This window comes from Paracoccus suum, assembly GCF_003324675.1.
GTDB classification, from domain to species: Bacteria; Pseudomonadota; Alphaproteobacteria; order Rhodobacterales; family Rhodobacteraceae; genus Paracoccus; species Paracoccus suum.
In genome coordinates, this window is record NZ_CP030918.1 from 401,464 (window position 1) to 413,247 (window position 11,784).

An 11,784-nucleotide genomic window follows, 5' to 3' on the forward strand; every position below is an offset into this window, starting at 1 on the left:
CCCCCTCAGCGCCGGTTGAAGTCGTTGGAGGCGAGGACGACGCCCAGCCCATCGCGGATCGATTCCGCCCGCGGCACCGCGCGCGCCAGCAATTCGGACTCGGTCCCGCCAAGCGCGGCTTGCATGAAGTTCCGCGGATCGGGCAGTTCAGGCAGCAGGATGCGCGGCGCGCTCATCGCCCAGTCGATGCGCTGGGCCAGAAGTTGCGGATTGATCCAGGCCTCGGCCGCTTCCTTCCAGCCGTCGGGGCCGGAGGGGTTCATGAACGGCTGGCCCATCAGCGCCATCGCCCGGTTGAACCAGCGGCGCGATTGCTGGTCCGGCAGGCCGAGGATCGACTGCCGGTCCATCCCCAGCGCGCGCAGGCCGCTGGCGATATAGTCAAAGGGCTGGCGCACCTTGCCGCGGAAATGCTGGGCCAGTTGCGGGTGGGAGACCAGAACGGCATAGACCGCCGGCAAATCGCCATTCTTGCCCCAGGCTGCCGCCAGGTCCGACACGAGGGCATCGTCCGGCTCGTCGGCGACGAAATGCACGGCCAGCTTGCGGGCGACGAACTTCGCCGTTTCGGGGCGGTTGGCCAGAACCGCAAACATCTGGTGAATCGCGTCGATCCCGTCCCGGCGGCCGCCGCCGAAGGTCTGTCCCAGCACGGTCTCGGCCCCCGGCTGGGCACGGCGCGGGAAATACCGCTGGTCGGGATCGTCCGGCACATAACCGAGGCCGGTCAGAAGGTTGGCAAGCTGCCGCACGTCCTGTTGGGTGTAGCCCGCGCCGACCCCGAGGGTGTGCAACTCCATCATCTCGCGCGCCAGGTTCTCGTTCAGGCCGACCTGCTTGGGCTTCTTGGCCTTGCGGGCGAAGGGCGAGCGGTCGCCCACAGACTGGGTCTGGTCCAGATAAAGCAGCATCGCCGGATGCGTCTCGGCGGCGGTCAGCAGGTCCAGGAAACTGCCGTTGATATTGGGGCGGATCGCCTCCTCGACAAAGGCTACCACCATCGGCGCGACGCCGGGGCCTTGCGGGTTGACCGTGAAATGGTCGGACCAGAACTGCACCAGGCGCTCGCCAAAGCCGACCTGCGCCGTGGCGCAATCGGCCATCCTGAGGCGCGAGAACATGGCCCGGCGATCGACCATGGTGCGGCGCACCTCCTTGGCCTCGGGCGAATCGGGGGTGCCGGCGTCGCGTGCCTTCTTGTCGATTTCGCGGAAATGCAGGTGCATCTGCTGCGCCTGGGCGGTGGTCAGCGACGGCGCAGCGGCCGCGGTCGCAGCGACATCAGCCAGCACGGCCGCCGGATCAGCGGGCGGGGGCAGGACCGGCGACAGGCCAAAGCCAAGACGTATCGCGGCGAGTTCGGGAAATTGGACAGTCACCGGGTCTCTCGCATTTGCGGCGGACGGCCGGGGGGTCGGCCAGGTGGAGGATGCCACCCGGCCCGGGTAAAGTCACTTCACTCCTTCGGGACCGCCCGAAGGCGCAGATCGCGCATCTGCTCGTTCGTCGGCTCGGACGGGGCGCCCATCATCACGTCCTCGGCCCGCTGGTTCATCGGGAACATGATGACCTCGCGGATGTTGCTCTCGTCCGCCAGCAGCATGACGATGCGGTCGATGCCGGCGGCACAGCCGCCGTGGGGCGGGGCGCCATAGCGGAAGGCCTTGACCATGCCGCCAAAGCGTTTTTCGACCTCGGACTTGTCATACCCCGCCAGCTCGAACGCCTTGAACATGACCTCCGGCGTGTGATTGCGGATGCCGCCCGAGATCAGCTCATAGCCGTTGCAGGCCAGGTCATACTGATAGGCCAGCACCTTCAGCGGATCGCCTGCTAGAGCCTCCATCCCGCCCTGCGGCATGCTGAACGGGTTATGGCTGAAGTCGATTTTGCCGTCGTCGCCGCGTTCGTACATCGGGAAATCGACGATCCAGGCGAACTTGAACTGATTTTCGTCGATCAGGCCAAGCTCGCGCCCGATCTCGGTCCGGGCGCGGCCTGCGACCGCCTCGAAGTCCGAGGGCTTGCCGCCGAGGAAGAAGGCAGCATCGCCTTCCCCCAATCCCAGTTGGACTCGGATCGCCTCGGTCGGCTCGGCGCCGAGGGCCTTGGCGATAGGGCCGGCGGCCTCGGTGCTGCCATCCTCGGCCTTGCGCCAGATGATGTAACCCATCCCCGGAAGGCCCTGCTGTTGCGCAAAGGCGTTCATCCGGTCGGCGAACTTGCGGCTGCCGCCGGTCGGCGCGGGAATGGCGCGGACCTCGGTGCCCGACTGCTCGAGCAGCTTGGCAAAGATGCCAAAGCCCGAGCCGCGGAAATGGTCCGACACGTCCTGCATCTCGATCGGGTTGCGCAGGTCGGGCTTGTCGGTGCCGTATTTCCTCAGCGAGTCGGCATAGGCGATCAGCGGCCAGTCGCTGTCGACGCGGCGGCCGCCCCCGAACTCCTCGAACAGGCCCTGGATGACCGGCTGAACTGCGGCAAAGACGTCCTTCTGCTCGACAAACGACATCTCGACATCAAGCTGGTAGAAGTCGGTCGGCGAGCGATCGGCGCGCGGGTCCTCGTCGCGGAAGCAGGGCGCGATCTGGAAATAACGGTCAAAGCCCGCGACCATGATCAGCTGCTTGAACTGCTGCGGGGCCTGCGGCAGGGCATAGAACTTGCCCGGATGCAGGCGCGAGGGCACCAGGAAGTCGCGCGCGCCCTCGGGCGATGAGGCGGTGATGATCGGGGTCTGGAACTCGGTAAAGCCGGCGTCCCACATGGAATCGCGCAGCCATTTGATGACGCGCGCGCGCAGCATGATGTTGTCGTGCAGCGACTGCCGGCGCAGGTCCAAAAAGCGATACGCGAGGCGCGTTTCCTCGGGGTAGTCCTGATCGCCGAACACCGGCAGCGGCAGATCGTCGGACGGGCCGAGGACCGTCGCGGCGGTGGCATAGACCTCGATCTCGCCGGTCGGCAGCTTGGGGTTCACGAGGCTCGCGTCGCGCAGCCTGACCTTGCCGTCAATCTGCACGACCGTTTCGGCCCGCAGCTTTTCCAGCGTCGCAAAGGCCGGGCTCTCGCTGTCGGCGATGATCTGGGTGATGCCGTAGTGATCGCGCAGATCGATGAACAGCATGCCGCCATGGTCGCGGACCCGGTGGACCCAGCCCGACAGGCGGACCTCGGCCCCGGCATCGGCGGCGGTAAGCTGGCCGCAGGTGTGGGTGCGGTAGGCAGTCATGGCATTCCTCGGATCTCTCGGCGGGCCCCCGGTCGGGTGGGGCCGATCAATCGCGTCATTCCGGCGAAGTCAAGCGCCCGGCGGGCCGGCGGGCCTTTCACTCCGCCACCCGGGCTGGCAAGATGATCGCCGTAGCAGCGAATTCCCAGGAATTGACGAATGCTCGAACGCGCGCTCGATGCGCTTTTGCGCCGCCTCATCCGTCGGGGCGGGCTCAGCGTTACCTATCCTGATGGCAGCACCCGCCGGTACGGACCCGGCGCGGGCCCCCCGCCCCCCGCCAATGGCCCCCGCAGCGAAACGCCGGTTCCGGGAGAGGTTGCGGTCACCATCCATGACAAGGCCACGATCCGCGCCATGTTGCGCGATCCCGACCTCGGCGTGGCCGAAGCCTACATGAACCAGCGGCTGACGATCGAGCATGACGACCTGCGCGGTTTCCTGACGCTCGCCATCGGCAACCGCGCCGACAATCCGCCGGCCTATGCGCTGTGGCGGATGCTGCCCTTGCGGCGGCGGATAAGGCGGCTGCTGCAGTGGAACCCGGCCCCGCGGGCGCGTCACAACGTGGCACATCACTACGATCTGTCCGGTGCCCTCTATGATCTGTTCCTCGACCGGGACCGGCAATACTCCTGCGCCTATTTCCCGACGCCCGACCTGACGCTGGACGAGGCGCAGGAGGCGAAAAAGCGCCACATCATCAAGAAGCTGGCGTTGCGGCCGGGCATGTCGGTCCTCGACATCGGCTGCGGCTGGGGGGGCATGGCGCTGACCCTGGCGCGTGATTACGGCGTCCGCGTCACCGGGATCACCCTCTCGGAGGAGCAGTTGGCCCTCGGGCGCAAGCGGGTGGCCGAGGCCGGCCTCGAGGATCTCATCACGCTGGAGCTTCGCGACTATCGCGATGTTCGCGGCCAGTTCGACCGCATCGTTTCGGTTGGCATGTTCGAGCATGTGGGCGGACCGCACTACCGGCGCTATTTCCGCTGCGTGCGCGAGCTGTTGACCGAAGATGGAGTGGCCTTGATCCACACCATCGGCGTCAATGGCCCGCCCGCCGCCACATCCAGCTTTATTCGCCGCTATATCTTTCCCGGCGGGGCCCTGCCCTCGTTGTCGGAAATCGCCCGCGCGGTCGAGCTTGAAAAGCTCTTCTTCACCGATATCGAGGTGCTACGCCGCCACTATGCCGAGACGCTGAAGAAATGGGAGGAACGCTTCACGGCCCATGCGGCCGAAGCCGAGGCCCTCTATGATCAGCGGTTCGTGCGCATGTGGCGCTACTACCTTCTGGGGTCAGAGATGACCTTCCGGCTGCACGATCTGGTCAATTTCCAGCTTCAGTTGACCCGCCGCAACGACGTGCTGCCGATCACCCGCGACTACATGATGGACTAGAACGGGCGCACCACGGCGCCCGAATAGAACCACGCGCCAAGCCCGACGGCAAAGATCACGTTGCCGGCGACGGCGTGCAGCACCCAGGCCGCCGGAAAGCCGCGCGAGAGGTAGGCGCGCGCGAACAGAAAGCCGCCGACCAGCGTCATGGCCAGCACCACGGGCGACCAGTACATCAGGTGCGCGAGAGAAAAGATCGCGGCGTTGATCCAGAGCATCGCCGGTCCCCGCGGCAGCAGCGCGCGATAGCGGTGAAAGAAAAGCGCGCGAAAGACCAGCTCCTGCGGCAGGGCGGACAGGAACGGATAAAGAAGCCAGATTAGCGCCATGAACGCCGGCTGCGTGCGCAGCAGGCTGAACAGCGCGGCGGGCCGCAAGACAGAGATGACGATCAGGCCGGTGACCAGCACCGCGGCGGCGACCAGCGCCACCTCGGCCCAGGGCACGCGGCGCCAACCGCGCACCAGCGAGCGCCATTCGAACCCGCCGGTGCGCCACAGAAGGCCGATGCCGACCAACGTCGAGGCGAAGAGGGCCGTGAACATCTGTCCCGGCGGCAGCAGCACCGCGATCGCCAGCGGCGTCAGCAGGTAGAGGGCCGCGAACTCGGCCCACAACCAGCCGCGCCGAGGGCGGGCTAGCGCAAGTGCGTCGCCAGCCACTGACGCCACTGGGCCGAGTTGCCGGCGAACGTGTTCAGATCGACGTTGCCGCGGATGCCCGGCACGGTCCCGGTGCCGGTATATTGCCAGAAGGTCCAACGCTGGCCGGGGTAGATTCGGCTGGGATGGTCGGCGACCGAGCGCAGCCAGAACTCGGCATTCATCTGGCCCAGTTGGTTTTCATGGTAGAAATCCACAGTCGTGTAGATGATCGGGCGCTGGCCGTAATAGGCCTGCAGCACGCGCATGAAGCTTTCGGCCTCGGCCCGGACCTCGGCGCCCGACGGGCGGCGCGGGCAGGTGCGCGAGGCGGTCCATTCGAGGTCGATCACCGGCGGCAGCGAGCGGCCGTCGCGCGGCACGTTGGCGATGAACCATGCCGCCTGCTGCACGCCCGAGCGGCAGAAATAGAAGTAGTGATAGGCGCCGCGCGGCAGGCCGGCGGCGGCCGTCTCGGCCCAGTAACGGCGGAAGGCCGGATCGCTGTGATCGCCGCCCTCGGTCGCCTTGATGAAGGCAAAGCTGACGCCCGAGGCGCGCACGCGCTGCCAGTCGATATCGCCCTGGTAGCGCGAGATATCGATGCCGTGAACTTCCTGATTGTAGGGGTGTCCGTTACGCCAGACATGCGGGGCAGTGTCGCCCAGCGCCGGAACGGTCCCGCCAACGTAGCTTCCGCCACCGCCGCCGCCGCCGCCGCCCCGCGGCGGCGTGCGGGCGCACCCGGCGATGATTACCAGCGTCATCATCAAGAACAGGGACACCAAACGCTTCATCGCCACCACTCCCCCGACGGTTTGTTTTGCCGCTCTATCGCAAGCGGCGGCGGGAAAGTCACTGGACTGCGGCCCTCACGAAAGCGTCAGTTGGCGTCCGGCACCAGCTTGCCGGGGTTGAGGATGCCCAGCGGGTCCAGCGCGGTCTTGATCGCGCCCATGACCTGCCAGCCGTCGCCATGCTCGGCGGTCATCAGCGCCCGCTTGCCGATGCCGACGCCATGCTCGCCGGTGATCGTGCCGCCCACGTCCAGCGCGCGCTCGGCCATGCGGGTGGCGATGCGCTTGGCGGCAGTCAGTTCGACCTCGTTTCCTGGCTCGATCAGCAGCAGCGCATGGAAGTTTCCGTCGCCGACATGGCCCACGATCGGTCCCATCAGCCCTTCGGCCGCGATATCGGCGGCGGCAGCGCTGACGGCCTCGGCCAGATGCGACATCGGCACGCAGACATCGGTCACGACCGCGGTCGCGCCCGGACGCAGCGCGAGCGCGGCGGGATAGGCACCGTGCCGCATCCGCCACAGTTGGTTGCGTGCCTCGGGCGTGCTGGCCCAGTCAAAGCCGGCGCCGCCAAACTCGGCCGCTATGGCGCCGAACGAATCTGCATCGGAAGCAACTGAGGTCTTGGCGCCGTGAAACTCGACCATCAGATGCGGCTGCTCGGGCAAGTGGGTGCCGGCCGAGCGGTTGAAGGCGCGGGCAATGCCGGCATCCACGAACTCGATCCGCGCCATGGGAATGCCGGACTGGATCGTCGCGGTGACGCATTCGACCGCCTCCTCCAGCGTAGGAAAGGCGCAGACCGCCGCCGCGACCTCCTCCGGCTGGCCGTGCAGGCGCAAGGTCAGTTCGGTGATGATCCCCAGCGTGCCCTCGCTGCCGACCATCAGGCCGGTCAGGTCATACCCGGCTGAGGATTTCGCGGCGCGGCTGCCGGTGCGGATCACGCGCCCGTCGGCCAGCACGACCTCGAGCCCCAGAACGTTGTCGCGCATCGTGCCATAGCGCACGGCGGTGGTGCCGCTGGCGCGGGTCGCGGCCATCCCGCCAAGGCTGGCATTGGCGCCGGGATCGACCGGAAAAAACAGGCCAGTCGCCCGCAGCTCTCGGTTCAGCGCCTCGCGCGTGACGCCGGGCTGCACGGTCACCTGCAGATCCTCGGGGCGGATCTCGATCACGCGGTCCATGCGGCTGGTATCGAGGCTGATGCCACCGCGTACCGCCAGGGCATGCCCTTCGAGCGAGGTGCCGGTGCCCCAGCCGATTACGGGGATGCGGTGCGCGCTGGCGATCCGCAGGATGGCCGCGACCTCGATGGTATCGACCGGCCAGACGACGGCATCGGGCGGCGGCGCCCGGTGCCAGGTCTCGGAGCCGCCGTGCAGGTCGCGTTCCGCCTGGGTGGTGGACAGGCGCTCGCCCAGAAGGGCCGCAAGCTTCTCGGTCGCTTCGCGTGAAATCGCCATGCCCGCGTTCCCTTTGTTGCCGCGCCGGGCCTGCCCTCAGCCCTCCAGCGGTGCGGTGGCCGCCAGCAGCCAGTCCCGCACCTCGCCCTCGACCGCATCCTGCAAGCGCTCGCGCACCCCGGCGTGATAGGCGTCGAGCCACGCGATCTCCTCCGGCGCCATCTGGCCTATGTCGATCAGGCGGCGGTCGATGGGCGCCCAGGTGATCGTCTCGAACCCCAGCATGTCGCGGCCGTCGGGGCTGGCATCGCGGCCAAGTTCGGTCACGACGCACAGGTTCTCGATCCGGATGCCGAAGGCGCCCTCGCGGTAGTAGCCCGGCTCGTTCGACAGGATCATGCCGGGCGCCAGCGGAATTCCCGACACGCGCGAGATGCGGACCGGCCCTTCATGCACGCACATCGCGGCGCCGACGCCGTGGCCGGTGCCGTGGTCGTAATCGAGGCCGGCCGCCCAGAGGAACTGGCGCGCCAGCGGGTCGATGTCGCGCCCGGCGATGCCGCGCGGAAAGCGCACGCGGCTGATCGCGATCATGCCGCGCAGCACGCGGGTGTAGGGATCGCGCGCCTCTACCAGAACCTCGCCGATGGGAATGGTGCGGGTGATGTCGGTGGTCCCGACCTCGTATTGGCCGCCCGAATCGAGGACCAGCAATTCGCCCGACGACAGCGTGCGGTCCGCCGCCTCGGTCGGATGGTGATGTGGCAAGGCGCCGTTGGGACCAGAGCCCGCGATGGTAGCAAAGGACTGGTCGATGCACCCGGCTTCGCGCCGCAACTGGGACAGATGGCGCACGACTGCCATCTCGGTCAGCGTGCCGGGCGGGGATGTGTCGAGCCAATGCAGCACGCGAACCATCGCGACGGCATCGCGCAGATGGGCGGCGCGCATACCTTCGATCTCGGCGGCGTTCTTCATCGCCTTGGGCATGACGGCGGGGTCCTGACCCTCGGCGATCTCGGTCCCGATCTCGGTCAGAAGGGTCGCCACGGCCTGCGGCGCGCTGCCGGGGTCGAGGCGCACCGGCCCGCTAAGGGCCTGCAGTGCCGGGGTGAAACCGGCCAGCGGCAGGATCGAGACGGAATTGCCCAGCGCGGCGCGCACCTCATCGCCGAACTTGGCCGGGTCAGTGAAGAGCGCGACATGGCCGTCCGCCTCGAGGATGGCAAAGGCCTGCACGACCGGGTTGCTGGGCAGGTCGCTGCCGCGGATGTTCAGCAGCCAGGAAATGGAATCGGGCAGCGTCAGTACCGCCGCGGCCTGACCGGCCTTGTCCAGCTCTGCCCCCAGACGCGCACGCTTTTCGGCGGCGGTGGCGCCGGCGACCGCATCGTCGTGCAGCCGCACCGAGCCGACCGGCGTGTCCGGGCGATCGTGCCAGATAGAATCGATCGGGTTCGGAATCGGCACCAGCGCGATGTCGGCGCCGGTCAGCGCCTCCTCCAGCTCCTGGACCTCGCGCATGGTGTGCAGCCAGGGGTCAAAACCGACGCGGCCGCCCTCGGGCAACGCCTCGCGCAGCCATGCGGCCAGCGTCGTTTCGGGCCAGGGGACGGGCGTGAAATACGCCGGGTCGGTCTCGGCCTTGACTTGCACGCGATAGCGGCCGTCGATGAAAACGCCGGCACGTTCGCGCGTGACGGCCGCAAACCCGGCCGAGCCTGAGAACCCCGTCAGCCAGCGCAGCCGGGCGTCGGCATCCGCAACATATTCACCCTGATAGGCATCGGCGCGCGGGACGAGCACGACATCTACCCCCAGCGCGTCCATCTGCGCGCGCAACTGGCCCAGGCGGCCGGGATAGTCGCCGTGATGCGCTGGGGCATTCGCGACGGGGGACGGACGGGCTTGGGACATCGCGGGCTCCTGGCAATCGGCGCTGGAGATTGGCGCGAAACATGGTCAAGGTCCAGCGCCGCTCAGCGCCCGATCAGCCGTCGGGGAACAGCACGAACCGCGCCACGAACAGGGCCGCCACGATCCAGGTCGCAGGATGGACCTCGCGCGCGCGGCCAGTCAGCAGCTTGATCACCGCGTAGCTGACAAAGCCGAAGGCGAGGCCGTTGGCGATGGAATAGGTGAACGGCATGGCGATGGCGGTCAGCACCGCGGGTGCCGCCTCGGTCACGTCGTTCCAGCTGATCTCGGCCAGTTCGCGCAGCATCAGGGTCGCGACATAAAGGAGTGCCGGCGCGGTCGCCGCGGCCGGAACCGAGCCCGCCAGTGGCGACAGGAACGTCGAGAGCAGGAACAGCACTGCGACCACCAGCGCGGTGAGGCCGGTGCGGCCCCCGGCCTGCACGCCCGAGGCGCTTTCGACGTAGGCCGTGGTCGAGGACGTGCCCAGCATCGAGCCGGCGAGGATAGCGGTCGAATCGGCCATCAGCGCACGGCTGAGGCCCTCGTTCGTGTGGGCCGGACCCTCGGTCAGCAGGCCGGCGCGCTTTGCAATTCCGATCAGCGTGCCCGTGGCGTCGAACACCTCGACCAGCACCATCACCAGCACGACATGCACCAGCCCGGTGCCCAGCGCGCCGACGATGTCCAGTTGCATGAAGGTCGGCGCGATCGACGGCGGGGCTGCAGCGATCCCGCCGAAGGCACTGTGGCCGATCGCGATAGAGACCGCCGTGACCACCAGAATGCCGATCAGAATCGCGCCCGGCACCTTGCGCGCGTCCAGCGCGGCGATGACGAAAAACCCGGCGATGGTCAGCAGCGGGCCGGTCGCGGTCAGATCGCCGAGCGCGATGAAGGTCGCCGGATTGGCGACGACCAATCCGGAGGATTTCAGCGCGATGATCGCCAGGAACAGGCCGATACCGGCGGCAATGGCGCTGCGCATGGATTGCGGGATGCCGGCGATCAACCAGCGCCGGATGCCGGTCACCGACAGGAACAGGAACACCAAGCCCGAGATGAACACCGCGCCCAGCGCCTGCTGCCATGTGTAGCCCATGGCGCCGACGACGGTGAAGGCAAAGAAGGCGTTCAGCCCCATGCCCGGCGCCATGCCGATGGGCCAGTTCGCCCAGAGGCCCATGATAGCCGAGCCGATGGCTGCGGCGAGGCAGGTGGCGACGAACACCGCGTCGCGGTCCATGCCGGTGGTCGACAGGATGTCCGGGTTCACGAACATGATGTAGGCCATGGTCAGGAAGGTCGTCAGACCTGCGACCACTTCGGTGCGCGTCGTGGTGCCATGCGCCCGCAGGCGAAACAGATCGGCCATCGTCGTCATTCTCCCCGTTTTGTGCGCCAGACTAGGGCGCGACAATGCGCCGCGGACCTCTCAAACTGAGGCAGACAGTTTCAGCCTTTGCAACAGAATGACGGGCTAAAGCGCGATCTCGCGGCGGCGGTCGGTGTGCACCAGTGCGCGGATCTGGCTGACGATCTGGTCGGCATGGGCGCGGGCGATGCGGTCGGCGCGGTCAATGTCCCGGGCGATGATGGCGGCGATCATCTCGTCATGTTCGGCCACGTATTGCTCGGGCAGGCGGTCGTCAAAACTCTGGTAATACAGGCGCAGGATGCGGCGGCCCTCGTCCAGCAGGCGGCAGAAAAGGCCTTCGTAATAAGGATTGTGCGCGGCAGCGGCGATGGCGGCGTGAAAGTCGCGGTTGGTCGCGATCATCGCCAGCGCGTCCTGCGCGCGCACCGCAACCGCGAATTCAGCCTGCGCCGCCTGCATGGCGGGCAGATCGGCGGGGCGATGGAATTCGGCTGCGAGACGGGTGGTGACGCGATACATCAGCGTGATCGCGTCAAAGAACGGGTTCAGGTTCAGGAAGTCGATGTTCGACACGATGGTCGAGCGGTTCGGCAGGGTCGTGACCAGTCCCTCGGCGGCAAGCCGCACCAGCGCCTCGCGGATGGGGGTGCGGGACATGGCAAAGCGTTCGGCCAGTTGGATCTCGTCGATGGCCTTTCCGGGTGGCAGGGCAAGGTCGATGATCTCGTCGCGCAGCATGTCATAGACGAACTTGACGCCCTCGCCCCGACGCCGGTCGGGCATGGTCGAGTCGGCTTTCGTGTGCTTGCCGGATGCGGGCCGGGAGGTCGCCGCCTTGCCAGCCCCGCGGCCTCGGGCTTTGGCGCGATCGTGGGGCGGGGCGTCACTGGCCATTGGCAACTTCCTTTGTTCGACGCGGATCATTGCCGGATTTGCAGACGCCGACCATAGGGCGGAGATCAGATTGTTGTCGACAACAAGAATACAATGATGTCACTATGCCCCGACCCCG

At 67.5% G+C, this 11,784-nt stretch carries 9 protein-coding genes; 1 reads left to right on the forward strand and 8 read right to left on the reverse strand.

Annotated elements, in window-relative coordinates; genetic code table 11:
• Positions 1-5 precede the first annotated feature (5 nt).
• Together DRW48_RS01930 and aspS are read right to left on the reverse strand one after the other, a co-directional pair.
• Positions 6-1,379, reverse strand: coding sequence for a DUF1800 domain-containing protein (locus DRW48_RS01930; protein ID WP_114074935.1), 1,374 nt, complete (start codon positions 1,377-1,379; stop codon positions 6-8).
• A gap of 77 nt (positions 1,380-1,456) precedes the next feature.
• Positions 1,457-3,232: an aspartate--tRNA ligase gene (gene aspS / locus DRW48_RS01935; RefSeq protein WP_114074936.1), complete on the reverse strand. Its 1,776-nt coding sequence runs from the start codon at positions 3,230-3,232 to the stop codon at positions 1,457-1,459.
• A 159-nt stretch (positions 3,233-3,391) separates the two neighbouring features.
• Here aspS and DRW48_RS01940 point away from each other — a divergent pair, with 159 nt between their 5' ends.
• Positions 3,392-4,633, forward strand: coding sequence for an SAM-dependent methyltransferase (locus DRW48_RS01940; RefSeq protein WP_114074937.1), 1,242 nt, complete (start codon positions 3,392-3,394; stop codon positions 4,631-4,633).
• On the opposite strand, the gene DRW48_RS01945 is transcribed toward DRW48_RS01940, so the two are convergent.
• The 6 genes from DRW48_RS01945 to DRW48_RS01970 all read right to left on the reverse strand — a co-directional run bounded on the left by DRW48_RS01945 (position 4,630) and on the right by DRW48_RS01970 (position 11,555).
• On the reverse strand, positions 4,630-5,295 hold the full coding sequence (locus DRW48_RS01945) for a CPBP family intramembrane glutamic endopeptidase (RefSeq protein ID WP_241963338.1): 666 nt from the start codon (positions 5,293-5,295) through the stop codon (positions 4,630-4,632). The two genes, DRW48_RS01940 and DRW48_RS01945, sit on opposite strands and share 4 nt — an antisense overlap.
• A complete protein-coding gene (locus tag DRW48_RS01950) occupies positions 5,271-6,059 on the reverse strand; it encodes a glycoside hydrolase family 25 protein (RefSeq protein WP_422385741.1) in 789 nt (262 codons plus the stop codon). Before DRW48_RS01950 ends, DRW48_RS01945 begins: the two co-directional genes overlap by 25 nt.
• A gap of 98 nt (positions 6,060-6,157) precedes the next feature.
• Positions 6,158-7,537: an FAD-binding oxidoreductase gene (locus DRW48_RS01955; RefSeq protein ID WP_114074938.1), complete on the reverse strand. Its 1,380-nt coding sequence runs from the start codon at positions 7,535-7,537 to the stop codon at positions 6,158-6,160.
• 36 nt (positions 7,538-7,573) lie between these two features.
• Positions 7,574-9,394, reverse strand: a complete 1,821-nt coding sequence (locus DRW48_RS01960; RefSeq protein WP_114074939.1) for an aminopeptidase P family protein — start codon at positions 9,392-9,394, stop codon at positions 7,574-7,576.
• A gap of 73 nt (positions 9,395-9,467) precedes the next feature.
• Positions 9,468-10,769, reverse strand: coding sequence for an NCS2 family permease (locus tag DRW48_RS01965; protein ID WP_114077296.1), 1,302 nt, complete (start codon positions 10,767-10,769; stop codon positions 9,468-9,470).
• Between the two features lie 105 nt (positions 10,770-10,874).
• Positions 10,875-11,555: a GntR family transcriptional regulator gene (locus DRW48_RS01970; RefSeq protein ID WP_199286185.1), complete on the reverse strand. Its 681-nt coding sequence runs from the start codon at positions 11,553-11,555 to the stop codon at positions 10,875-10,877.
• Positions 11,556-11,784: the final 229 nt, after the last annotated feature.

Coding starts and splice junctions, on each gene's coding strand:
- DRW48_RS01970 (WP_199286185.1), bottom strand. CDS start 11,555: ATGCCCGACCGGCGTCGGGGCGAGGGCGTCAAGTTCGTCTATGACATG.
- DRW48_RS01955 (WP_114074938.1), bottom strand. CDS start 7,537: ATGGCGATTTCACGCGAAGCGACCGAGAAGCTTGCGGCCCTTCTGGGC.
- DRW48_RS01940 (WP_114074937.1), top strand. CDS start 3,392: ATGCTCGAACGCGCGCTCGATGCGCTTTTGCGCCGCCTCATCCGTCGG.
- aspS (WP_114074936.1), bottom strand. CDS start 3,232: ATGACTGCCTACCGCACCCACACCTGCGGCCAGCTTACCGCCGCCGAT.
- DRW48_RS01965 (WP_114077296.1), bottom strand. CDS start 10,769: ATGGCCGATCTGTTTCGCCTGCGGGCGCATGGCACCACGACGCGCACC.
- DRW48_RS01960 (WP_114074939.1), bottom strand. CDS start 9,394: ATGTCCCAAGCCCGTCCGTCCCCCGTCGCGAATGCCCCAGCGCATCAC.